This window comes from Bradyrhizobium sp. HKCCYLRH3073, assembly GCF_051167995.1.
GTDB lineage: Bacteria > Pseudomonadota > Alphaproteobacteria > Rhizobiales > Xanthobacteraceae > Bradyrhizobium.
Map to the genome: position 1 here is coordinate 87,156 of NZ_JBNPUD010000014.1, position 23,965 is coordinate 111,120.

Annotated in this window: 14 protein-coding genes; 7 read left to right on the top strand and 7 right to left on the bottom strand. The window is 65.4% G+C overall.

Features of this window, described 5'->3' with window-relative positions:
- The first annotated feature begins 13 nt into the window (after window positions 1-13).
- The 5 genes from kdpB to ACQR1X_RS26960 all read left to right on the top strand — a co-directional run bounded on the left by kdpB (window position 14) and on the right by ACQR1X_RS26960 (window position 6,685).
- Window positions 14-2,134, top strand: a complete 2,121-nt coding sequence (gene kdpB, locus ACQR1X_RS26940; protein ID WP_315805418.1) for a potassium-transporting ATPase subunit KdpB — start codon at window positions 14-16, stop codon at window positions 2,132-2,134.
- 114 nt (window positions 2,135-2,248) lie between these two features.
- Window positions 2,249-2,851, top strand: a complete 603-nt coding sequence (locus tag ACQR1X_RS26945) for a K(+)-transporting ATPase subunit C (protein WP_315805419.1) — start codon at window positions 2,249-2,251, stop codon at window positions 2,849-2,851.
- A gap of 55 nt (window positions 2,852-2,906) precedes the next feature.
- Window positions 2,907-5,624 carry a DUF4118 domain-containing protein gene (locus ACQR1X_RS26950; protein ID WP_434899969.1) on the top strand — a complete coding sequence of 906 codons (2,718 nt, stop codon included), beginning with the start codon at window positions 2,907-2,909 and terminating at the stop codon, window positions 5,622-5,624.
- A complete protein-coding gene (locus ACQR1X_RS26955) occupies window positions 5,621-6,310 on the top strand; it encodes a response regulator (protein ID WP_434899970.1) in 690 nt (229 codons plus the stop codon). The genes ACQR1X_RS26950 and ACQR1X_RS26955 overlap by 4 nt, the downstream gene beginning before the upstream one ends.
- A gap of 84 nt (window positions 6,311-6,394) precedes the next feature.
- The gene (locus tag ACQR1X_RS26960; protein WP_315805422.1) at window positions 6,395-6,685 is read left to right on the top strand and encodes a DUF6496 domain-containing protein; all 291 of its coding nucleotides are present in this window, start codon (window positions 6,395-6,397) and stop codon (window positions 6,683-6,685) included.
- Between the two features lie 238 nt (window positions 6,686-6,923).
- Here the strand turns inward: ACQR1X_RS26960 and ACQR1X_RS26965 are convergent, their stop codons facing one another.
- Window positions 6,924-7,802: a Ku protein gene (locus ACQR1X_RS26965; RefSeq protein ID WP_316177720.1), complete on the bottom strand. Its 879-nt coding sequence runs from the start codon at window positions 7,800-7,802 to the stop codon at window positions 6,924-6,926.
- A 667-nt stretch (window positions 7,803-8,469) separates the two neighbouring features.
- On the opposite strand from ACQR1X_RS26965, the gene ligD reads away from it, so the two are divergent.
- Window positions 8,470-11,166: a DNA ligase D gene (ligD, locus tag ACQR1X_RS26970; protein WP_434899971.1), complete on the top strand. Its 2,697-nt coding sequence runs from the start codon at window positions 8,470-8,472 to the stop codon at window positions 11,164-11,166.
- 48 nt (window positions 11,167-11,214) lie between these two features.
- Here ligD and ACQR1X_RS26975 read toward each other — a convergent pair whose 3' ends face one another.
- Window positions 11,215-11,379 (bottom strand): DUF3309 family protein, encoded by a 165-nt coding sequence (locus tag ACQR1X_RS26975; protein ID WP_006614022.1) that lies wholly within the window; start codon window positions 11,377-11,379, stop codon window positions 11,215-11,217.
- Between the two features lie 170 nt (window positions 11,380-11,549).
- On the opposite strand from ACQR1X_RS26975, the gene ACQR1X_RS26980 reads away from it, so the two are divergent.
- A complete protein-coding gene (locus ACQR1X_RS26980) occupies window positions 11,550-11,861 on the top strand; it encodes a polyhydroxyalkanoic acid system family protein (protein WP_315717996.1) in 312 nt (103 codons plus the stop codon).
- On the opposite strand, the gene treY is transcribed toward ACQR1X_RS26980, so the two are convergent.
- Genes treY through treS form a run of 5 tightly spaced genes read right to left on the bottom strand, consistent with a single transcriptional unit; the run spans window position 11,862 to window position 23,949 of the window.
- Window positions 11,862-14,663, bottom strand: coding sequence for a malto-oligosyltrehalose synthase (gene treY / locus ACQR1X_RS26985; protein WP_434899972.1), 2,802 nt, complete (start codon window positions 14,661-14,663; stop codon window positions 11,862-11,864).
- Window positions 14,664-14,665: 2 nt separating this feature from the next.
- Entirely contained in the window at window positions 14,666-16,432 is a 1,767-nt protein-coding gene (gene treZ, locus ACQR1X_RS26990; protein ID WP_434899973.1) for a malto-oligosyltrehalose trehalohydrolase, read from the bottom strand.
- Complete coding sequence (gene glgX, locus ACQR1X_RS26995; protein ID WP_316239225.1) at window positions 16,429-18,504, bottom strand: glycogen debranching protein GlgX; 2,076 nt, start codon at window positions 18,502-18,504, stop codon at window positions 16,429-16,431. The genes treZ and glgX overlap by 4 nt, the downstream gene beginning before the upstream one ends.
- Window positions 18,505-18,508: 4 nt before the next feature.
- Window positions 18,509-20,647, bottom strand: a complete 2,139-nt coding sequence (gene glgB / locus ACQR1X_RS27000; protein WP_434899974.1) for a 1,4-alpha-glucan branching protein GlgB — start codon at window positions 20,645-20,647, stop codon at window positions 18,509-18,511.
- Entirely contained in the window at window positions 20,644-23,949 is a 3,306-nt protein-coding gene (gene treS / locus ACQR1X_RS27005; protein WP_434899975.1) for a maltose alpha-D-glucosyltransferase, read from the bottom strand. Before treS ends, glgB begins: the two co-directional genes overlap by 4 nt.
- Window positions 23,950-23,965 lie beyond the last annotated feature (16 nt).

Below are 23,965 nucleotides of genomic sequence, written 5' to 3' on the forward strand. Positions count from 1 at the left end.
CGGAGCGACCTCCATGGACACCATCAAACTGCAGAAGCGCTCGTCGATGTCGACGATGCTCGACCCGAAGATCGTGCTGCCGGCCATCAAGGCCGCGGTGGTCAAGCTCGACCCGCGGCTGATGATCAGGAACCCCGTGATGTTCGTGGTCGAGGTCGTCGCGGCGCTCACCACGGTGATCTTCCTGCGCGACGTCGCGACCGGCGGCGCGAATCTCGGCTTCACCTTCCAGATCATTCTCTGGCTGTGGTTCACCGTGCTGTTCGCCAATTTCGCCGAAGCCGTCGCCGAAGGCCGCGGCAAGGCGCAGGCGGATTCGCTGCGCAAGACGCGCACCGAGAGCCAGGCCAAGCTGCTGACGGGCACGAACCCGGCCGACCACACCTACAAGCTCGTGCCCGGAACCAGCCTGAAGGTCGGCGACCTCGTGCTGGTCGAGGCCGGCGACACGATCCCTTCCGACGGCGAGGTGATCGAGGGCGTCGCCTCGGTCAACGAGGCTGCGATCACCGGCGAGTCCGCTCCGGTCATCCGGGAGTCCGGCGGCGACCGCTCGGCGGTAACCGGCGGCACGCAGGTGCTGTCGGACTGGATCCGCGTCAGGATCACCGCGGCCCAGGGCTCGACCTTCATCGACCGCATGATCAAGCTGGTCGAGGGAGCCGAGCGACAGAAGACGCCGAACGAGATCGCGCTCAACATCCTGCTCGCCGGCCTCACCATCATCTTCGTGTTTGCGACGGTGACGATCCCGAGCTACGCGGCCTATGCCGGTGGCTCGATCTCGGTGGTGGTGCTGGTGGCGCTGTTCGTGACCTTGATTCCGACCACGATCGGCGCGCTGCTGTCGGCGATCGGCATCGCCGGCATGGACCGCCTGGTGCGCTTCAACGTGCTGGCGATGTCGGGCCGCGCGGTCGAGGCCGCCGGCGACGTCGATACGCTGCTGCTCGACAAGACCGGCACCATCACGCTCGGCAATCGGCAGGCGACTGCGTTCCGTCCCGTCCGGGGCGTCAGCGAGCAGGAGCTGGCCGACGCGGCGCAGCTCGCCTCGCTCGCCGACGAGACCCCGGAGGGCCGCTCCATCGTGGTGCTCGCGAAGGACAAATACGGTATCCGCGGCCGCGACATGGCCGAGCTCGGCGCCACCTTCGTGCCGTTCACGGCGCAGACCCGCATGAGCGGCGTCGATGCCGGCGGTTCCTCGGTGCGCAAGGGCGCGGTCGACGCCATCCTCAACTCCATCGGCGGCGGCGGCCCGACCCAGCCCGTCTCCGGCAACACGGCGCGCGCGGTCCAGCCGGTCGAGAGCGAGCTCGTCCGCGAGATCCGTGCAATCTCCGACGACATCGCCAAATCCGGCGGCACGCCGCTCGCGGTCGCCAGGGACGGGCGCCTGCTCGGCGTCATCCAGCTCAAGGATATCGTCAAGGGCGGCATCCGCGAACGTTTCGCCGAGCTGCGCCGGATGGGCATCCGCACCATCATGATCACCGGCGACAACCCGATGACCGCGGCGGCGATCGCCGCCGAAGCCGGCGTCGACGATTTCCTGGCGCAGGCGACCCCCGAGGACAAGCTCAAGCTGATCCGAGACGAGCAGGCCAAGGGCAAGCTGGTCGCCATGTGCGGCGACGGCACCAACGACGCGCCGGCGCTGGCGCAAGCCGATGTCGGCGTCGCCATGAACACCGGCACGCAGGCCGCGCGCGAGGCCGGCAACATGGTCGATCTCGATTCCAACCCGACCAAGCTGATCGAGGTGGTGGAGATCGGCAAGCAGCTCTTGATGACGCGCGGCGCGCTGACGACGTTCTCGATCGCCAACGACGTCGCCAAATATTTCGCGATCATCCCGGCGATGTTCCTGGCGTTCTACCCGCAGCTCAACGTGCTGAATGTCATGAACCTCGCGAGCCCGCAGAGCGCGATCCTGTCGGCGATCATCTTCAACGCGCTCGTCATCATCGCGCTGATCCCGCTGGCGCTGAAGGGCGTCGCCTACCGCGCCATCGGCGCCGGCGCGCTGCTCGGCCGCAACCTGATGATCTATGGCCTGGGCGGCATCATCATCCCCTTCATCGGCATCAAGGCAATCGACCTGATCGTGACCGCCTTGCACCTGGCTTGAACCACCACCGGCGTGATTGCGAGCGAAGCGACGCAATCCAGAGTCTCGTACACAGCCCTGGATTGCTTCGTCGCTTCGCTCCTCGCAATGACGCCGCGACACAGGAGATCTCCCATGCTCAAAGAAATCCGTCCCGCCATCCTGGTCCTGCTCGCGCTGACCTTGATCACCGGGCTGCTGTATCCGCTCGCCATGACCGTCGTCGCCGGCACCATCTTCCCGGCGCAGGCCGAAGGCAGTCTGATCACGCGCAACGGCCAGGTGATCGGCTCGGCGCTGATCGGGCAGGAATTCAAGGACGACAAATATTTCCACGGCCGTCCGTCGGCGACCTCGGCCGCCGATCCGAACGATGCGACCAAGACGGTGCCGGCGCCCTATAACGCCGCCAACTCCTCCGGCTCCAATCTCGGCCCGACCAGCAAGGCGCTGGCCGACCGCGTCAAGGAGGATGTTGACAGGCTGAAGGCGGAGAATCCTGGGCAGGCCGTGCCGGTCGATCTGGTGACGACCTCGGCGAGCGGGCTCGATCCGGACATCTCGCCGGAGGCGGCGCTGTTCCAGGTGCCGCGGGTGGCCAAGGCGCGTGGCTTGCCGGAGGCCAGCGTTCAGGGCCTGATCGCCCAGCAGACTAAGGGCCGTCTGCTCGGACTGCTCGGCGAACCCCGCGTTAACGTGCTTGCGCTCAATCTGGCGCTCGACGCTGCCAAGCCGTAGTGAGGCCTTAGAGGTCCCGGCCTTGGCGCCGAAGCTCCTCCGTCTATAATGCCGCATGGCCAGTCAACGCCGCGATCCTGATCAACGTCCCTCGCCGGAAGCCCTGCTCGAAGCGGCCCGGCGGGAGGACAGTCCTGCCGGCAAGCTCAAGATCTTCGTCGGCGCTGCCCCCGGCGTCGGCAAGACCTATGAAATGCTGTCGAGCGCGCATGCCAAGCTGAAGGCCGGCGTCGATGTCGTCATCGGCTTCGTCGAGACGCATGGCCGCGCCGAGACCGAGGCGCTGGTCCGCGGCCTGGAGGTCGTCCCGCGCAAACGTATTTCCTACAAGGACCAGATCGTCGAAGAGATGGATCTGGATGCCGTGATTGCGCGCCGTCCCAAGCTCGCCATCGTCGACGAGCTCGCGCACACCAATGCTGTCGGCAGCCGCCACCCCAAGCGCTATCTCGACGTCGAGGAGCTGCTGTCGCACGGCATCGATGTCTACACGGCGGTCAACGTCCAGCACATCGAGAGCCTCAACGACGTCGTCGCCCAGATCACCCATGTGCGCGTGCGCGAGACCGTGCCGGATTCGATCCTCGACCGCGCCGACGCCATCGAGCTGATCGACCTTACGCCCGACGACCTGATCCAGCGACTGAAGGAGGGCAAGGTCTATGTGACCAAGCAGGCGGAGCGCGCGCTGGAGCATTATTTCTCGCCCGGCAACCTGACCGCGCTGCGCGAACTTGCGCTGCGTCGGACGGCCGAGCGCGTCGACGAGCAACTGCTCACTCACATGCAGGCCAACGCCATTGCGGGGCCCTGGGCGGCCGGCGAGCGGATCCTCGTCTGCGTGTCGGAGGATCCGCGGGCGACAGGGCTGGTGCGCTACACCAAGCGGCTCGCCGACCGTGTCCATGCGCCGTGGACCGCCGTGACCATCGAGACCCGGCGCAATCTGCAGCTCAGTGACAGGCAGCGCGACCGGCTCGCCGATACGCTGCGGTTGGCCGAGACCCTCGGCGGCGAGGCGCTGACGATTCCGGGCGTCGGCCGGCGTATCGCCGATGACCTCATCGGCTTCGCGCAGGCCAACAACGTCACCCAGATCATCATCGGCAAGTCGAGCCGCTCGCGCCTGTTCGAGATCATCAGGGGCTCGGTGGTGCATGACCTGGTCAGGCGCGCCGGCAACATCAGCATCCACGTCATCGCCGGCGAGGAGGCGCCCGACACCGCGGGCAGCTCGGTGCAGACGCGGCCGCGCAGCGAGCCGCTGCAGCCGAAGCCCTATGTGATGGCGCTGCTGATCACGGCTGTCGGCCTTGGCCTCGCCGAGCTGATCCAGCCCGTCTTCGGCATCGAGAACGTCGATCTCGTGTTCCTCACGGCGGTGGTCGGCGTCGCCGCACGCTACGGCCTGGGACCGTCGCTGCTGGCGAGCCTCGCCGCCTCGCTCTGCTACAACTTCTTCTTCCTCCCGCCGCTGTATACGTTCACGATCACCGATCCGACCAACATCGGCGCGTTCTTCTTCTTCATGCTGATCGCGATCCTGGTGTCCAACGTCGCCGCGCGCGTTCGCGTTCAGGCTGACGCCGCCACCCACCGCGTCCGGACCACCGAGCAGCTCTATGCCTTCAGCCGCAAGCTTGCGGGCACCGCGACCCTCGATGACGTGCTGTGGGCCACGGCCTATCAGGCGGCGTTGATGCTGAAGGTGCGGGTCGTGCTGCTGTTGCCGCAGGACGGCAAGCTCACGGTCATGACCGGCTACCCGCCGGAGGATCAGCTCGACGACGCCGACCTCGCCGCCGCGAGCTGGGCCTGGAGCAACGACCGCGCCGCCGGCCGCGGCTCCGACACGCTGCCGGGAGCCAAGCGGCTGTTCCTGCCGATGCGCACCGGCCGCGGCCTGATCGGCGTCATCGGCATCGACGACGACCGCACCGGGCCGCTGCTGACCCCCGACCAGCGCCGGCTGCTCGACGCCCTGGTCGACCAGGGCGCCCTGGCGATCGAGCGCGTTCTGCTGGTCGAGGACATGGACAAGGTCAAGCGCACCATGGAGCAGGACCGGCTGCGTTCGGCGCTGCTCACCTCGATCTCGCACGATCTGAAGACGCCGCTCGCCTCGGTGCTCGGCGCGGCCTCGACGATGCGCGATCTCGCGGCCAGGCTGTCCGACAAGGAGAAGCTCGACCTGCTCGCCACCGTGATCGACGAATCCGAACGGCTGAATCGATTCATCGCCAACCTCCTGGACATGACCAAGCTGGAATCCGGCGCGATCGTGCCGAACGCCGCCCTCCATGACGTCGGCGAGATCGTCGGCAGCGCGCTGCGGCGTGCCGGCAAGATCCTCGCCGGTCATCATGTCTCGCTGGTACTGGCGCCAGATCTGCCGATGGTCGAGGTCGACGCGGTGCTGTTCGAGCAGGTGCTGTTCAATCTGCTCGACAACGCCGCCAAATATGCGCCTCCCGAGACCTCGATTGCGATCCGTGCGGCCCGCGACAGCAACTGGATCGTGCTCGAGATCCGTGACGAAGGCGACGGCATTCCCGCCGCGGAGGTCGAGCACGTGTTCGACAAGTTCTATCGCGTGCAGAAGGGCGACCAGGTGCGGCCCGGCACCGGACTTGGGCTTGCGATCTCGCGTGGCTTCATCGAGGCGATGCATGGCCGCATCTTCGCCGGCAACCGTACCGATCGGCGCGGTGCGGTCCTCACCATCCGCCTGCCGGTGCCAGCGCAGGCCAGACCGCTGGATACGGCCGCATGACCGGCGCTCCGATCAAGGTGCTCGTGATCGACGACGAGCCGCCGATCCGCAAGCTGCTGCGGATGGGCCTGACCACGCAGGGCTACGACATTCTCGAGGCCTCCAACGGCAGGAACGCGCTGGAGCTGTTGGGCCAGGAGCCGGCGCTGATCATTCTCGACCTTGGCCTCCCCGACATCGACGGACTCGAGCTGCTGCGAACCATCCGTGGCCGCAACGAGGCCGTGCCGGTCGTGGTGCTGTCCAGCCGCGGCGACGAGGCGGGCAAGGTCCAGGCGCTCGATCTCGGCGCCGACGACTACATCACCAAGCCGTTCGGCATGGATGAATTGCTGGCGCGCCTGCGCGCGGCGCTGCGGCACCAGCTGCAGGTGCAGGGAGAGCGGCCGGTGTTTCGCACCGGCGACCTCTCGGTCGATCTCGTCCGCCGCATCGTCAAGGTCGGCGAGCGCGAGGTCAAGCTGTCGCCGAAGGAGTACGATCTGCTGCGCGTGCTCGTGCAGCACGCCGGCAAGGTGCTGACGCATCGCTTCCTGCTCAAGGAGCTGTGGGACGAATTGACCGACGCGCAATATCTGCGCGTCTATGTGCGCCAGCTCAGGCAGAAGATCGAGGCCGATCCCGAGCGCCCGCAATTCGTGTTGACCGAGACCGGCATCGGCTATCGCTTGCGTGCGCCGGATTAGCGCTTCTTCATGTGAGCCAGTCCCTCAAAGCGGAACCATCGCTCACCCTCGTGATTGCTGTGATATCACAGGGAGACCATGTTGATGGCACGCAAAACACGCAAATATTCCAAGGGCGCGTCCAAGGACGTCGAGCGCGCGATGAAGAAGCGCAAGGCAGGAACGTTGAAGAGCGGCGGCTCGGGCCGCAAGGTCAAGAGCCGCAAGCAGGCGATCGCGATCGGTCTGTCGGAGGCGCGCCGCGAAGGCAAGAAGGTGCCGCCGAAGAAGAGCGCCAAGTCATCGGCGAAGAAGTCCGCCAAGAAGGCGAGCAAGAAAAGCACGAAGAAGACTACCAAGAAAACGACGAAGAAGAAGTCGAAGAAGAAGAGCTGACGAGGCGATCATTCGGGCTACGATCATCGCGCACGCCATGACCCGCAGCCGTCGCAAAATTCTCCGCTGTCGTCCCGGCGAACGCCGGGACCCATAACCCCAGGGAGATGTTATTGCGCGGGATGTTGGACGAGTCTTGTCTTACAATACCCGCCGCAGAGTATGGGTCCCGGCGTTCGCCGGGACGACGGGGCGGTGGTGTGGAGGCCGCTTGCGCCACGCAGGCAGCTGCTGGCCTTCACCCCGCCTTCCTCTGCCGCGCCGCCGACCGATGCGCCTTCTTCGCGGGGCGTCGATGCGCGCTCGTCCGCCGTGACGCCGCACGCGCTGTCTTTTTTCCGCCCTTGCCCAGGCTCTGTTTCAGCGCGTCCATCAGGCTGACGACGTTGTCGGGCCGCTCCGCCGGCTCCGGCAGCTTGATCGGCTTGCCCGAGGCCTTGCGCTTGACCAGCGCCTTCAGCGCGGTCTCGTACTGGTCCTTGAACTCCGAGGGATCGAAATGCGCCGCCTTGGTCTGCAGGATGTGGCCGGCGAGCTCGACCATGTCCTTGGTGATCCGGGGCGACTTGATGTCGTCGAAGAACTCGGCCTCGTCGCGCAGCTCGTAGGGAAAACGCAGCGTGGTGCCGAGCATGCCCTTGCCCATCGGCTCGATGGCGATGACGTGCTCGCGGTTGGTCAGCACGATCCGCGCCAGCGCGACGCGATCCTGCTCCTTCATCGCGTCGCGAATGACCGCGAAGGCGTCGACCGCCGCCTTGCCGTCGGGAGCGATGTAATAGGGATGGTTGAGATAGCGCTGGTCGATCTCCTCGCGCGGCACGAAGCTGTCGATATCGATCGTATGGTTACTCTCGATCTGGACCGCCTCCAGCTCCTCCGGCTCGATCTCGACATACTGCCCCTTGGAGAGTTCGTAGCCGCGGCCCTTCTGCTCGCCTTCGACGATGTCGCCGGTCTCAGAGTCGACCATCTGCTGCTTGAGCCGGTTGCCGGTCTCGCGGTTGATCAGATGGAAGCGCGTCTTCTCGACCGAGGTCGACGCCGGATAGAGGACGACGGGGCAACTGACGAGCGAGAGTTTGAGCGAGCCTTTCCAGTAGGCGCGGGGGGCCATCGTGGTCTCCTTGGACAATCCGGACGAGGCTGCAACGGGCAAGCATCGGTGTGGGTTCCATGGGCCCCGGCGAGGGTCGCTTCGGGAAAAAATAATTCGCTTGACGACTTCGTAAAATCAGCATTATGGTCCGACCCATTCCGTTGCGTCGGAGGGGACGTATCGCGGTCGTCACGGACGTCGGCAGCGGAATGCGATGGGCGTGTCGGGTTGCAGCGTGATTGACGTTGCGCCGACGAACGATCTGGCACGCACGGTCAAGTCGCGCGGTCCTGGCCTCCCGACGCTGAGGTCAAGTTTGCGAGGATGCTTTGTGCATCGCGCGGATGACGGTGGCCAACAAGCCCGGCGCACCGGGGAGAACGCGAAGCAGCTGTTAAAACCGTCGCGCAGGGAGGGCCGGGATGACTCGGCTGCACCTGTGGTACCTGCCGCCTGCATTTTCTTTCGCAGGCGGGCCATGGGGGCGGCGAGCTCCCGGCCTTCCCTGCGCCCTCTCATCGGCAGAGGGTGGACGATCGCGAGACCCGGGCTTTCCTCAGCCGCGGGAACGCGGAACTTTGCCCGGTGTTATCAGGTGGATGCGAGCCGCGCCGGCGCCAGCGGCGGAGCCGGTTCCACGACCCTGCCGGCTTTGCTACGCTACCACTCAACACGAGGGATCACCGTGGCGCTCAGGAAGCTTTCCACCTATCGCAAGAAGCGCGATTTCGACAAGACGGCAGAGCCGTCCGGCGACGCCAAGGTCGCGCGTGCGGCGCGGCCGCGCTTCGTCATCCAGAAGCACGACGCGACGCGGCTGCACTACGATCTCAGGCTGGAGTTCGGCGGCGTGTTCAAGTCGTGGGCCGTGACCAAGGGGCCGTCGCTCGATCCGCACGACAAGCGGCTCGCGGTCGAGGTCGAGGACCACCCGCTCGACTATGGCGATTTCGAAGGTACGATCCCGGAAGGCGAGTATGGCGGCGGCACCGTCATGCTGTGGGATCGCGGCCATTGGGACAGCGAGGACCCGGAGCGCGGCTTCAAGAAGGGCGACCTCAAGTTCACCCTTGAAGGCGAGAAGCTGCATGGCAGCTGGGTGCTGGTACGGATGCGTCATGATCGCACGGGCGGCAAGCGCACCAATTGGCTGCTGATCAAGCACCGCGACGAGTTCGCCCGGGAAGGCGAGGCCAACGACATCCTGGAGGCGGACAAGTCGGTCGCCTCGGGCCGCACGATGGAGCAGATCGCGGCCGGCAAGGGCAAAGCGCCGAAGCCGTTCATGCTCGCCAAGACGCAGCGCATGAATGCCGACGCGGTGTGGCACTCCAACCGCGGCGACGGCAGTGCCTCTCCAGAGAAGGCGTCTCCCAAGAAGACGCCGAAGTCCAAGGCCGCGAAAGCGGCCGCTGCTCCGAAGACGGTCGCCCCGCGAACCGTGTCGTCGCTGCCGGACTTCGTGCCGCCCGAGCTCTGTACTTCGGTCGCCCAGCCGCCGAGCGGTGAGGGCTGGGCGCATGAGATCAAGTTCGACGGCTACCGCGTGCAGATCAGGGTGGAGGACGGGAAGGCGACTTTGAAGACGCGCAAGGGCCTGGACTGGACGGCCAAGTTCGGTGCCATCGCCGAGGAAGCGGCTGAATTGCCGGACGCGATCATCGACGGCGAGATCGTCGCGCTCGACAAGGACGGCAATCCGAATTTCTCGGCGCTGCAGGCGGCGATTTCGGCGGGCGAAACCGACGAGCTGATCTTCTTTGCCTTCGACCTGATGTTCGCGGAGGAGTTCGACCTGCGCCGCCAGCCTTTGCGCGAGCGCAAGGCGCGGCTGGCGAAGCTGCTGAAGGCGCACATCAAGGGCAAGGCGCCGCGCATCCGCTATGTCGAGCACTTCGAGAGCGACGGCGAGGCCGTGCTGGAGTCGGCGCGCAAGCTGTCATTGGAGGGCATCGTCTCCAAGAAGCTGGACTCGGCCTATCATTCGGGACGGACGGAGAGCTGGACCAAAGCCAAGACCAGGCCCGGCCACGAGGTCGTCATCGGTGGCTGGAAGACCACCAACGGCAAATTCCGCTCGTTGATGGTCGGCGTCAACAAGGACGATCATCTCGCTTATGTCGGGATCGTCGGCACCGGCTTCGGCCAGGGCACGGTGAAGGAGATCATGCCGGCGCTGAAGGCGGCGGCATCCGACAAGAGCCCGTTCGGCGGCAAGAACGCGCCGCGCAAGACGCGTGAGGTGCATTGGCTCAAGCCGGAGCTAGTCGCCGAGATCGAGTTTGCCGGCTGGACCGCGGACAACAATGTCAGACAGGCCTCGTTCAAGGGACTGCGCCAGGACAAGCCGGCCGGCGAGGTCGTTGCCGAGCCGCCGGTGGTGACGACGAAGGTTGCCCGGCCGGTGGCGCGGGCCGCGGCGAGCGTCGCGACCGTCGGCACCACGCTGCACAAGACGCCGTCACGCACGAAGGGCGCGGCGACCGTGATGGGCGTTGCGATCTCCAAGCCCGACAAGGCGCTGTGGCCGGACGCCGGCGATGGCGAGCCCGTCACCAAGCTCGATCTCGCCAACTATCTGGAAGCCGTCGGCAACTGGATGATCGATCATCTGAAGGGACGGCCGTGCTCGATCGTACGTGCGCCTGATGGCATCGGTGGCGAAAAATTCTTCCAGCGGCACGGCATGCAGGGCATGTCGGACCTGCTCGAGCTGGTCAAGGTCTCGGGCGACCGCAAACCGTATCTGCAGATCGACCGTGTCGAGGGATTGATCGCGGTCGCCCAGGTCGCCGCCGTCGAGCTGCATCCATGGAATTGCGCACCCGACGCCTATGACGTTCCGGGCCGGCTGGTGTTCGATCTCGACCCGGCGCCGAACGTCGCCTTCGGGGAGGTGATCGCGGCCGCCAAGGAGATGCGCCAGCGCCTGAAGAGCCTCGGACTCGAGAGCTTCTGCAAGACCACGGGCGGCAAGGGTCTGCACGTGGTGACGCCGTTGCTGCACGGCGCGCGCGACAGAGTGAGCTGGCCCGAAGCGAAGGCGTTTGCGCAGGGTGTGTGCCAATGGATGGCGAACGACAGCCCGGAGCAATACCTGCTCAACATGTCGAAGAAGCTGCGCGGGGGGAAGATCTTCCTCGACTATCTGCGCAACGACCGGATGTCGACGGCGGTCGCCGTGCTGTCGCCGCGCGCCCGCGAAGGCGCCACCGTGTCCATGCCGCTGACCTGGACGCAGGTGAAGAACGGGCTCGAACCCAAGCGCTACACCATCCGCACCGTACCGGCGCTGCTGGCCAAGACCAGGGCGTGGGATGGTTATGAAGATGCCGCGGGCTCGATCAAGGCGGCCATCAAGAAGCTCGCAGAGACGTCGTAGTCGCTCGGGCAGACGTGGTGTCTGCCCGAGCCGATCGCCTCAGAAGGATCAGATACGTCCGAGCAGGACGAGGATCAGCACGATGACGATGATCAGGCCGAGACCGCCGCCGCCATAGTAGCCGGTGCCGTAGAACGGACCGCCGCCGATGCCGGAAAAGCCGCCGAGCAGGGCGATGATGAGAATGATCAGGATGATAGTTCCGATGGACATGTGCTTCCTCCAGTGCCCGGCAGCGGGGCGACAACGTGCTCTGCCTTCGCCGAGGAAACTGGTCGGAACTTCGAAAGTTCCGTGCGGGAAACAGGTAAAATTCGGAGCGTGTCTTTGCGGTCGTAACCAGCAATGACTACCTAAAGGCAGTTGTTAGTCAGGAGATCGCGATGTCAAGACCGCTTGTCGTTTCCATTCCGCATCGCCTCGGCAAGGACGAGGCCGTGCGCCGGCTCCAGGCCGGTCTCAGCCGCGCCGCGACCAGCGTTCCGGTCCTGAAGGTCGACGAAGAGCGCTGGGAGGGCGACAAGATGATCTTTCGCGTTCGCGCTCTGGGTCAAGCGGCGTCGGGCCATGTCGACGTCGCCGACGATCACGTGCGTGTCGAGGTCGTGCTGCCCTGGCTGTTGCAGCGCTTTGCCGAGGCGGCGCAGTCCGCGATCCGCAGCCGCGGCCAGCTGCTGTTGACGAAAAAGAGCTGATCAGCCCGGCGTCGATGCTGTCTGTCGTCGACCAGCCGGGTGGGTTGCCGCATCGGTCCGCGCTGGGATCACTGCTGCAGGCAAATGTATGAAGACGGAGGACACCGCAAGGATGCCGTCCTGTATGTCCGCAGATGTGTAGCCGCGGGCATGAACCTCGGCTTCGAAACCATCTGGGTGGGGCCACACCCGGCCACCGTCGGTGAAGGGCGCAAAGTTGCGCACAGTGACGACGACGACGGCGTCCCGCCCATGCCGCCGTGCGAAGGCAATGATGTGATCGGCATGACGTCCGCTCACCTCGAGCGGCTCATGGGAACCGTCGGTGAAGACCGAGGGCATCTCGTTGCGCAGCCGGAGCAGCCGCCGTGTCCAAGCGAGCTTGATGCGGCCATCCGGCCAGTGGTCCGCCAGGCGGGCCCAGTCGGGACGCTCGCACTCGCGCAGCGCCCGTTCGCGCGCGGCGAAGTCCACCGGGCGGCGATTGTCGGGATCGACCATCGAGAGGTCCCAGAACTCGGTGCCCTGATAGATATCCGGCACGCCGGGCATCGTCGCCTTCAGCGTGAGCTGTGTCAGCGAGTTCAGCGCGCCGAGCAAAGCGGTCCGCCTGGAAAGCGTCTCCAACGACTGCAGGAACTCGGGCGAGCGGTCGCGATCCAGGATGCGGTCGATGAAGCTGCGCAGGCCGTTCTCATAGGCCTCGTTTGGATTGAGCCAGCTGGTCTCCTCCTTGCCCTCCCGCGCCGCCTTCAGCGCATAGGCCTGCAACCGCTCCGCAAGGCTCGGGTCGGCGCCAGTTGCGGGCCAGATGCCAACGAGCGTCTGGTACAGCATGTATTCGAACGCCGCCGAGGGCGCGCGCATCTTGCCATCGGTGATGACGTGCGGCGCGTTCAAGGTCTTCCAGCGCGCCATCGCGGACGTCCAATCGTTGGGCAACTCGGTGATGGCGGCCAGCCGCGTGCGGGCATCCTCGCCGCGCTTGGTGTCGTGGGTAGCGGTGGCGGTCATGCCGTGCGGCCAATGCCTGGCGCGATCGTGCATCAGCTCGTGGAAGTCGGCGATCGTCAGAGCATGCGCCGCCGGATCGCCGCCGACCTCGTTGAGCGCGAGCAGCCGGTGGAAGCGATAGAAGCCGGTATCCTCCAACGACTTCGCCATCATCGGGCCGGTGAACTGCTGCACCTTCAGCGCGAAGCGGCGCACACGTGGGACGCTGTGGCTGGTGCTGCGATCGCGCTTGATCAGATCCATGGTGAGCGTATCGCGCAGGAAGTCGAAGATCGAGCCGTCGGAGGCGAACCATTCGGCGCGGGCGCCGGCTATGGCGTGATCGATCAGCTTGCGATCGGCCTCGGTCGCCCCGGCCGCGGTGAGATAGGTGCGATAGACCGGGAAGTGAAGAACATACAGTTCGAGCGCCTGGCGCAGGCTGTCTTCCGAATAGTCGCGCGTCGAGTAGTGGCCGTTGGCGATGCGCGCCAGGAGGCGTGTCAGCACGGTGAACTCGCTGGTCAGCAGCGTTTCCAGCACGCGCCGCTTGGCCTCCTTGATGACGGGCGCCAGCTTCGGCGGCTTGTTGCTGATCTGGCGCCAGATCTCGTCCAAGGGCTCCAGGCCGTTGCCGTCGATGAGCAGCTGGGTGATGACGTTCATCCACTCGTAGCCGGTGGTGCCGTGCACGCCGGCAAAGCGCGGCAGCTTCTCGTGCTCGCAGAGAATCTTCTCGATGACGACGTAGAATGGCCCGGCTGCGGGTCCCCGAGCGTCGCGGATCAGCCGCCGCAGCCGCTGGAAATATTGTGCGGGATCGCGCAGGCCGTCGATATGGTCGAGCCGCAGACCCTGCAGCTGGCCATCCGCGATCAGCTTCTTGACCAGCCGGTGGATCGCTTCGAACGTGCCAGCATCCTCGACGCGCAGGCCGGCCAGCGTGTTGACGTCGAAGAAGCGGCGGTAGTTGATGTCGCTGGACGCAAGCCGCCAATGCCCGAGTTTGTAATTCTGCCGTTCAAGCAGATGGTGCAGGGCCAGCGTCTGCGTCGGTCGGCCCTCGCCGGCCTGATACGCCGAGAGGCCTCGCGCGATAATGTCGCCAGCCCCGGGAATGGCCTTGAGTGCAGCCTTGAACGCCGGGGCTTCCTTGCGGTTCGGATGGCGCAGGCCGCGATAGCGCGACGCCAGGTCGAGGATCGCCTTGCCGGCCTCGCTGCTCTCCTCACCGGCCTCCTTTACGATGATGCGCAGCACCTCGCCATAGCGCTCCGGCGCGATCGGCAGGCGATGCTCGAAGTACCAGCAGGAGAACGAGCCTTCGTCCGGGTCGTAGCGCAGCTCGATCTCACCATGTTCGAGCGCATGGCCGTAGGACGTCCCGATGATCGGCAGCAGCACGCCGCCCCGGGCGCGATACGGCAATTGGTCCCAGTCGATGTCGAACGAGGCTGCATGCGGCGACGCCTGGCCCCATTCGAGCACATCGAGCCACCATGGATTGTCGTCGAAATGGACGCCGACATGGTTCGGAACGAAATCGAGGATGAGCCCGAGATCGTGCGCCTTCAGCGCGGCGCTCAGCTTGGCGAAGCCGTCCTGACCGCCGAGCTCAGGATTGAGCTTGGTGTGATCCGTGATGTCGTAGCCATGCGTCGAGCCCTTGCGCGCCGTCATGAACGGCGAGGCGTAGACATGGCTGATACCGAGCGCCTTCAGATACGGCACGACGCGCGCCGCTGCTTCGAAATTGAAGTCGGCGGTGAGCTGCAGGCGGTAGGTCGCGAGCGGAATGGCAGGAGGCATGATTATCCTCCGATGCTCCAGAACACCGACCAGGGTGGCAGGCGATCGCCGGGCGTGCCGCCCCAGATCGGCGTGCCCGCCGAGCCGCTGCGTGGCGCGGGCACCTCGTTGTCCGAAACGTTGGCGAGCAAGCGCAGCGTCGCGCCGTCGCCCATCGTCCAGTGCGCAGTCAGGCAGCCATCCTCCGTCACGTCGGCCTTGCCGAAGGATGCGCCCGGCAGCCGCGGTGCCACCTCCCTGTGGCGTACGGCGAGGAGCCCGCGCACCAGCGTCAATCGCTCGCGTCCCGGCGACGCGTTCCGGGCGTCCCAATCGATGATCGCGGATCTGAACGTCTCGATGTCCAGCGGGTCCGGGACCTCGTCGCCATATTTGGCGTATGCCCACTCATATTCCTTGCGGCGCCCCTTGCGCACGGCGTGCGCGAGATCGCCCTGGAAATCGCAGAAGAACGGGAAGGGCTGCTTCGAGCCCCATTCCTCGCCCATGTACAGCATCGGCACGGTCGGTGCGAGCAAGGTGACGGCCAGCGCAGCTGCGATCCCTTCCGGCGGCGCCAGCGATTCCAGCCGGTCGCCGAACACGCGGTTGCCGATCTGGTCGTGGTTCTGCAGGAAGTTGACGAACGCCGCGGGGGCCAGATGACCGCTTGGTTCACCCCGGGCCATGCCACCCCAAAAGGCGGCCTGCTCGCCTTGATAGACAAAGCCCGAGGCGAGCGCGCGGGCAAGCCCGCGCCGCGGCGATTGTTGGTAGTCGCCGTAGTAGCCGCCGGTCTCGCCGGTCAGCATCACATGCCAGACGTGGTGATAATCATCGTTCCATTGCGCGCGAAACTTGCCCCGCGGCGGATCTTCTGCCGCGTCGAGCATGCTGGCCCGGTTATCACCGTTCTCGAGCACGAGATGGATGTGACGCCCTGTCTGCTCGACAAGCCTGCCGACGGCGGCGCTGAGATCATGCAGCATCGGGATCTCACCCTCGTTGGCGAGGATGTGGTTGACGGCATCGAAACGCAGCCCGTCGAAGCGATAGTCCGTCAGCCAATGCAGCGCGTTCTCGATCGCGAAGGCGCGCACTTCGGGGTGCCGGAAGTCGATCGCGCTGCCCCACGGCGTGTGAGCGTCCGTGAAGAAGGTCGGTGCATACAGGCCGATGTAGTTTCCTTCGGGGCCGAAATGGTTGTAGACGACGTCGAGGAAGACCATCAGCCCGCGCAGATGCGCCTCGTCGATCAGTGCGCGCAGATCATCGGGACGCCCATAGACGCTGTCCGGCGCGTAGAGCAGGACGCCGTCATAGCCCCAGTTGCGGGAGCCGGCGAAGTCCGCCAGCGGCATCAGCTCGAGCGCGGTGATGCCGGTTTCGACGAGATGATCGAGCTTGTCGATCATCGCGCGGTAGGTGCCTTCCGTCGTGAAGGTGCCGACATGGCTTTCGAGGAACACGGCGTCCTGCCATGGACGGCCGCGCCAGTTTTCGGAGCGCCAGGTGTAGGCGCGGTGGTCGATGATTTCGCTCGGGCCGGAGACATCCTCTGGCTGGAAATCCGAGCCGGGATCTGGAACGTCGAGCTCATCATCAATACGGAACTTGTACCGCGTGCCGGCGCCGACCCCGGCGACGTCGAGCGAATACCAACCACCATCCCCGCGCTGCATCTCATGCTTGACGTCGAGGATCAGATCGACGCGCTTGGCGGCGGGCGCCCACAGCCGGAACGTCGTGCCGTCCTGCGTGAGCCGAGGTCCGAATTGACGGCCGTTCATGACTGGCCCGCATACGCCAGCACGGAGCGGGGCGGGGCCTTGAGGTCCGTGCCCGACGCGAAGTCGATCGGCGTCTGCTGGGCTTCGGTGGTGTTCAGGACCTGTTGCCACGTCTTGTATTCGGCGAGCTTGGGCAATTTGAATCCGATCTCTTCGGGAGCCGCGTTCAGAACGATAAGGATCGGAGCCTGCTCCTGTTCCACCGGAGCGAGCACATAGGCGAGAAATCGTCCGTCAGGAAAGGTCCAGTCGGTTTGCGTCATCTCCTCCGCCGAAGGCGTCAGCCACAGCACGCCGAAGCTTCCGTCCGACCGGCGGCCGTCGAGCCAGCGGCGCGCGCGAATCTGGCCGAAGCGGCGGCGCAGCTCGGTCATGTGCGCGATGAAGTCGATGAGATCATCGCCCTCGCGGCCCATGCCGCTCCAGTCCACCCAGCCGACCTCGTTGTCCTGGCAATAGGCGTTGTTGTTGCCATGCTGCGAGTTGCCGACCTCGTCGCCTGCGAGCAGCAGCGGCAGGCCCTGCGCGAGCAACAGACAGGCGAGCTGGTTCTTGCGCGACTGCCGCCGCAGCGCTGTGATCGCCACGTCGTTGGTCGGCCCCTCATGACCGAAATTGTTGCTGAGGTTGTCGTTGGAGCCGTCGCGATTGTCCTCGCCGTTCGCCTCATTGTGCTTGCTGTTGTAGCTGAAGAGATCGGCCAGCGTGAACCCGTCATGGACGGTGACGTGATTGACGCTGGCGCGCTGGGTGCGGCCGTCATGGTTGAAGATGTCGGAAGAGCCGGTCATGCGGCTCGACACCTCGCCGATCAGGCTGCCTTCGCCGCTCCAGTAGCGACGCATGGCGCTACGATAGCGGTCGTTCCATTCGGACCATTGCGAGGGGAATGCGCCGACCTGATAGCCGCCGAGACCGACGTCCCATGGCTCTGCGACCAGTTTGACGCTCGCCAGCACCGGGTCCTGGCGGATCGCGGTCAGGAAGCCGCTGCGCCGGTCGAAGCCGTGCTTTTCGCGCGCGAGCGTGGTGGCGAGATCGAAGCGGAAGCCGTCGACGTGGCAGACTTCGACCCAATAGCGCAGCGAGTCCATCACCATCTGCAGCACGCGCGGATGGGTCAGGTTCACCGACGAGCCGCAGCCGGTGAAGTCGTCGTAGAAGCGCGGATTGTCCGGCTGCAGCCAGTAGTAGGATGCGTTGTCGATGCCGCGGTAGCACAGCGTCGGGCCGAGATGGTTGCCCTCGGCGGTGTGATTGTAGACGACGTCGAGCATGACCTCGATGCCGGCATCATGCAGCCGCGCCACCGTCGTCCGGAAGGCATCGAGCGGATTGTCCTGCGCGTAGCGCAGCTCCGGCGCGAAGAACGAGATGGTGTTGTAGCCCCAGTAGTTGACCAGCTTCTTCTCGACCAGCATGCGGTCGTCGATGAAGGCGTGGATCGGCAAGAGCTCGATTGTGGTGACGCCGAGCCGCTTCAGATGCTTGATCATCGCCGGCGACGACAGACCGCCATAGGTGCCGCGCAGGTTGGGCGGCACGTCGTCGCGCTTGTTGGTCAGGCCCTTGACGTGAGCCTCGTAGATGATCGTGTCCTCCCACGGGATCTGCGGCCGCATCTCGCGCCGGCCCCAGTTGAAGGTCTCGTCGATGACGACCGCCTTGGGCATGCCGCGGGCGTTGTCGCGCCGGTCGAACGAGAGGTCCTCGCGCGGCGAGCCGGCGCGGTAGGCGAAATGGGCATCGCTCCAGACCAGCCGGCCGGCGAGCCGCTTGGCATAGGGGTCGAGCAGCAGCTTGTTGGCATTGAAGCGGTGGCCGCGCTCCGGCTCGTACGGGCCGTAGACGCGGTAGCCATAGAGCTGCCCTGGCGAGACGTCGTTGAGATAGCCGTGCCAGACATCCTCCGTCCGCTCCGGCAATTCGATCCGCTCGATCTCGCGCCGGCCCTGGCTGTCGAACAGGCAGAGCTCGACCTTCTCGGCATTGGCGGAGAACAACGCAAAGTTGGTCCCCCGTCCGTCCCAGGTTGCTCCGAGACGGGCGTGGCTTCCAGCGGCCAGGCGCATTGCGTCAGGCTTCCGGGAGGAGAAATACCGCTGCCATGGGCGGGAGGATGAGGTTGAGCTGGTGTTCTTCAGAGGCATGGACCTGGCCGACATTGCCGACATTGCTGCCGCCATAATGCAGGGAGTCGGAATTGAAAGCTTCCCTCCATCTGCCGCCGAACGGCACGCGGACCCGATAATTGTAATACACGTTGGGCGAAAAGTTCACGACCACGACGCAGCGCGCGTGCTCATCGAAGCCCTTGCGCACCCAGCCGAAGACGTTGCGGTCGGAGTCGTCGGTGATCAGCCACTCGAAGCCGTCCGGCTCGCAGTCCCGCTCATGCAGCGCCGGCACGTTGCGGTAGAGGTGGTTGAGGTCGCGGATCAGGGCCTGGATGCCGGCATATTTGGCGTCGCCGAGCAGGTGCCAGTCGAGCGAGGTATCGTGATTCCACTCGCGCTCCTGGGCGAGCTCGCAGCCCATGAACAGGAGCTTCTTGCCGGGATGCCCGAACATGAAGCTGTAATACGCACGCAGGTTGGCAAAACGCTGCCAGTCGTCGCCGGGCATCCGGCCAAGGATGGAGCGCTTGCCGTGCACCACCTCGTCATGCGACAGCGGCAGGATGAAGTTTTCCGAAAAGGCGTAGTGCAGGCCGAACAGGATCTCGCCGTGGTGATATTTGCGGTGGATCGGGTCCTTGCTGATGTAGCGCAAGGTGTCGTGCATCCAGCCCATGTTCCACTTGTAGCCGAAACCGAGCCCGCCCATGTCGACCGGGCGGGACACCTGCGGCCACGCCGTGGATTCCTCGGCAGCCGTGGTCGCCTGCGGGAAATGGCCGAACACCTCGATATTGGTCCGGCGCAGAAACTCGATGGCCTCGAGGTTCTCGCGCCCGCCATATTTGTTCGGAATCCAGCCGCCGGAGGGACGGCTGTAGTCGAGATGGAGCATCGAGGCGACGGCATCGACGCGCAGGCCGTCGACGCCGTAGCGCTCCAGCCAGAACAGCGCGTTCGAGCGCAGGAAATTGGCGACTTCGGTGCGGCCGAAATTGTAGATCAGCGTGCCCCAGTCGAGATGCCGGCCCTGCATCGGGTTGGCGTGCTCGTAGAGCGCGGTGCCGTCGAAATGGCCGAGGCCGTGCGGATCATCCGGGAAATGGCCGGGCACCCAGTCGAGCCACACCGCGAGGCCCTCGCGGTGGCAGGCATCGACGAGCGCACAGAAGTCCTCAGGACTGCCGAAGCGGCTGGTCGGCGCGAACAGGCCGGTCGGCTGATAGCCCCAGGAGCCGTCGAACGGATGCTCGCTCACGGGGAGGAATTCGATGTGCGTGAAGCCCATGTCGCGTGCATAGGCCGGCAGCTGCTCGGCGAGCTCGCGATAGGTCAGCCATTGATTTTTGTCCTTGCGCCGCCAGGATCCGAGGTGCACCTCATAGATCGAGACGGGCCTGTTCAGCTTGTTGATGTCATGCGGCGCTGGCCGAGGGCGCGGCAGGCTGGTCTCGTCGACCACGATCGACGCGGTCTTGGGACGCATCTCGGCCGCGAAGGCCATCGGGTCGGATTTCAGCGGCAGGTGCTCGCCCTGCGGACCGATGATGTCGAATTTGTAGTGGTCGCCGGCCCTGGCGCGGGGAATGAACAGCTCCCAATAGCCGTTGCCGCGCACGCGCATCGGGTGGCGCCGCGCATTCCAGAAGTTGAAGTCGCCGACCACGCTGACGCGGCGCGCGTTCGGCGCGAGCACGACGAACCCGACGCCATCGACGCTGTCGATGACCATGGGATGCGCGCCGAGCTTGTCGTAGAGCCGCTCGTGGTTGCCTTCGCCGAGCAGGTGCAGGTCGAAGTCGCTCAGGATCGGCAGGAAGCGATAGGGGTCCTCGAGGTCGGTGACGTGGTCGCCGAATGTTGCCCGAAAGCGATAGCGCTGCAGCGATGGCATGGTCCCGGTGAACAGGCCGGCATCATGGATGCGCGTCAGCGGGGCGACGTCGCCGTGCTCGCCGACCACTTCGACGCGGGACGCCTCGGGCAGGAAGGCGCGCACAACAGTGCGCCCGTCGACATTGTGCTGACCGAGATAGCGAAACGGGTCGGCGTGCCGGCCCTCGATGATCGCAAACGCCTCGGGAGAAAGATGGGTCATGAGGACTCGCTGACTGATGCTGGCTCGGACAGGACGCGAAGCAGGTTGCTCAAAGCGATGCGCAACCAGTCCGGCCGGTGAGCCAGATCATATTCGAGCGCTCCGAGGGCTTTTTCCAGCATGAAAAAGTTAAGGAGCGCCTCCGCCGTATGCGGATCGTCCGGCCAGAGGCGCTGATTGGCCTTGATCTCGCGATAGCCGGCCAAAAAGGCCGTCGCGGCCTGGTCGCGCCATTCCGACAGCGCCGCGGCGATACGGCCGTGATCGTCCGGGCCCGCCCTCAGAGCGCGCTCCTGGGCGACGCGGACCGAGCAATCGATTGAGCGCAGGAAGCCTGCGATGTCGCGCGCCGGCGGCGCCTTGCGCCGACGCTCGGCGAGCGGCTGCTCCTCGTCCCCGTCGAAATCGATGATGAAGATATCGTCCTTGACGATGAGGATCTGGCCGAGATGGAAGTCGCCATGCAGCCGGATGTCGCAGCCGCCGATCTGGTGCGGAATCAGGCTGCTCAGGCGCTCCGATATCTCACCACGCCTCGCGAGCACCTGATCGGCCAGCCCTCGTTCCGGGTCCTTGAGGCGATCGCGGCGCTCGCTCAGGCCCGTCAGGACTCGGCTTGCCTGGGCGCGCAGCCGGTCGATCCAGTGACCGAGATGATCTGCGGTGGTCGGCTCCGGCGCAAAATCGGCGATGTCGTTGCGTGAGGCCAGGGCCGCATGCAGCTCTCCGGCCCGCCGTCCGGCTTGCGTCATGTAGCGCAGATAGGGCGGCAGCTCCTCGCTCTGGCGCGCGTCGCCGCTCGCGGCGAACACGCGCTGATCGTCGATGTAGCGGTCGAGATAGGCGGCGGTCACGGTCCAGCCGTCACCCTGGTTCTCGACAAAGCCATGGACGCAGCCGATCGTCTGCCGCTCGCCGTCCTGGATCACCTCGACGCTGCCGAGCAGCGGCGGCACGTTGGCGAAGCCGATGGTCTCGGTCAGGAAGCGACCGACGTCGATCTCCGGATGCGATCCGGCCTCGAGCTCGCGATGGAGCTTGATGAAGAACTCGTTGTTGACGACAGCCTTGCTGCTGCAGCGGTCGGTCTCGATGATGCGCACCTGTTCCGACTCGCGGATCGGCTTGTCGGGAAATCGCGACGTCGGGCGGAATTCCAGTCGTATCCCGTTCTCTTCGACCACAAGTGACTGTGCAAGGTTGCGCAGCAGCAGCGCCAGGAAGATCGGATTGGTGGCGGCATCCAGCAGGGTGCCCTCGCGGGCGCCCTGGCGCACGGCGGCGAACGCCTGCGGATTATAGCGCTCGCGGTCGAAGCGGACCCACTCGATCTGCATCGGCAGGAGGTAGCGCTGCTCGTCCTTGCGCTCGGCCGATTTGAAGAAGATCAGCCACGGCCTGTTGTCGCCGATGTCGCAGAACGGGATCGCGGAGGTCAACGTCGGATGGATCGCCTCAGGCGAGCGTTCGGGATACCAGCGCGTGCGCGCGAGGTGGCCGGGAAGCACGTCGCGCTCGAACAGGCTTCGGGTGCGCGCCAGCGACACCCAGGTCGAGCCGAGCGGGACGACCAGCGTCTCGAACTCCGGCACGGCGCGCTGAACGACCGGCTCGGACTTGTCGCGCTCCTTGAGCTGGAACCAGTAGAAGCCGTAGGGCGCGAGCGTGATCATGTAGGGCAGCTCGCCGATCGCGGGAAAGCGCGACCGGCCGAGCATCTCGATCGGCACGCGATCCTTGAACGGCGAGAGATCGAGCTCGGTCGCCTGTGCCGAGCGCGACAGGTTGGCGACGCAGAGGATCACCTCGTCCTTGTATTGCCGCACATAGGCCAGCACCGACCGGTTGGCCGGGCGGATGAAGCTCATGGTGCCCCTGCCGAAGGCCAGCGTCGACTTGCGCACCGAGATCAGCTTCTTGGTGGCATTCAGCAGCGACGACAGGCTGCGCGACTGCGCTTCGACGTTGACCGCCTCGTAGCCGTAGACCGGGTCCATGATCATCGGTGCGTAGAGCCGTGCGGGGTCGGCACGCGAGAAGCCGCCATTGCGGTCGGGCGTCCATTGCATCGGCGTACGCACGCCGTTGCGATCGCCGAGATAGATGTTGTCGCCCATGCCGATCTCGTCGCCGTAATAGATGATCGGCGTGCCCGGAAACGACATCAGCAGCGAGTTCATCAGCTCGATCTTGCGCCGGTCATTGTCCATCAGCGGCGCGAGGCGGCGGCGAATGCCGACATTGATGCGCGCGCGCGGATCGTTGGCATAGGTCGACCACAGATAGTCGCGCTCGACATCGGTCACCATTTCGAGCGTCAGCTCGTCATGGTTGCGCAGGAACAGCGCCCATTGGCAGGTCGAGGGGATATCGGGCGTCTGGCGCAGGATGTCGGTGATCGGGAAGCGGTCTTCCTGGGCGATCGCCATGTAGAAGCGCGGCATCAGCGGGAAGTGATAGGCCATGTGGCACTCGTCGCCCTGGCCGAAATACTCCTGCACATCCTCGGGCCACTGGTTGGCCTCGGCCAGCAGCAGCTTATCCTTGGCGTAATTGTCGAGCTCGACACGCAGGCGCTTGATGATCGCATGCGTCTCCGGCAAGTTCTCGTTGTTGGTGCCGTCGCGCTCGCAGAGATAGGGAATGGCGTCGAGCCGGAAGCCGTCGACGCCGGCATCGAGCCAGCGCTTCATCACCTGGACGATCGCGTTGACCACGCGCGGATTGTCGAAGTTGAGATCCGGCTGGTGCGAGAAGAAGCGGTGCCAGTAGAACTGGCCGGCCTCGGGATCCCAGGTCCAGTTGGACTTCTCGGTATCGGTGAAGATGATTCGCGTGCCGAGATATTTCTGGTCGGTGTCGCTCCAGACGTACCAGTCGCGGGCGCTGGAGCCGGGCGGGCTGCGCCGGGCGCGCTTGAACCAGTGATGCTGGTCGGAGGTGTGGTTGACCACGAGCTCGGTGATCACCCGCAGGCCGCGCCGCTTGGCCTCCTGGATGAAGCGCTTGAACTCCTTCATGGTCCCGAAATCGGGATTGATGCTGCCGTAGTCGGCGATGTCGTAGCCGTCGTCGCGGCCGGGCGAGGGGTAGAACGGCAGCAGCCACAGTGTGGTGACGCCGAGGTCCTGCAGATAATCCAGCTTGTCCGTGAGGCCGGCGAAGTCGCCGACGCCGTCATTGTTGCTGTCGGCGAACGCCTTGACGTGCAGCTGGTAGATGATCGCGTCCTTGTACCAGAGACCGTCGCCGTCGGTCTCGGTCTGCAGGCTCGGCGAATCCAGGGATGACATCAGGTTCATGAGGCCCTCACCTAGG

Excerpts from the sequence above, each read along its gene's own strand:
- kdpB (WP_315805418.1), top strand. The coding sequence starts at position 14 with ATGGACACCATCAAACTGCAGAAGCGCTCGTCGATGTCGACGATGCTC.
- ACQR1X_RS26945 (WP_315805419.1), top strand. The coding sequence starts at position 2,249 with ATGCTCAAAGAAATCCGTCCCGCCATCCTGGTCCTGCTCGCGCTGACC.
- ACQR1X_RS26950 (WP_434899969.1), top strand. The coding sequence starts at position 2,907 with ATGGCCAGTCAACGCCGCGATCCTGATCAACGTCCCTCGCCGGAAGCC.
- ACQR1X_RS26955 (WP_434899970.1), top strand. The coding sequence starts at position 5,621 with ATGACCGGCGCTCCGATCAAGGTGCTCGTGATCGACGACGAGCCGCCG.
- ACQR1X_RS26960 (WP_315805422.1), top strand. The coding sequence starts at position 6,395 with ATGGCACGCAAAACACGCAAATATTCCAAGGGCGCGTCCAAGGACGTC.
- ACQR1X_RS26965 (WP_316177720.1), bottom strand. The coding sequence starts at position 7,802 with ATGGCCCCCCGCGCCTACTGGAAAGGCTCGCTCAAACTCTCGCTCGTC.
- ACQR1X_RS26975 (WP_006614022.1), bottom strand. The coding sequence starts at position 11,379 with ATGTCCATCGGAACTATCATCCTGATCATTCTCATCATCGCCCTGCTC.
- ACQR1X_RS26980 (WP_315717996.1), top strand. The coding sequence starts at position 11,550 with ATGTCAAGACCGCTTGTCGTTTCCATTCCGCATCGCCTCGGCAAGGAC.
- treY (WP_434899972.1), bottom strand. The coding sequence starts at position 14,663 with ATGCCTCCTGCCATTCCGCTCGCGACCTACCGCCTGCAGCTCACCGCC.
- treZ (WP_434899973.1), bottom strand. The coding sequence starts at position 16,432 with ATGAACGGCCGTCAATTCGGACCTCGGCTCACGCAGGACGGCACGACG.
- glgX (WP_316239225.1), bottom strand. The coding sequence starts at position 18,504 with ATGCGCCTGGCCGCTGGAAGCCACGCCCGTCTCGGAGCAACCTGGGAC.
- glgB (WP_434899974.1), bottom strand. The coding sequence starts at position 20,647 with ATGACCCATCTTTCTCCCGAGGCGTTTGCGATCATCGAGGGCCGGCAC.
- treS (WP_434899975.1), bottom strand. The coding sequence starts at position 23,949 with ATGAACCTGATGTCATCCCTGGATTCGCCGAGCCTGCAGACCGAGACC.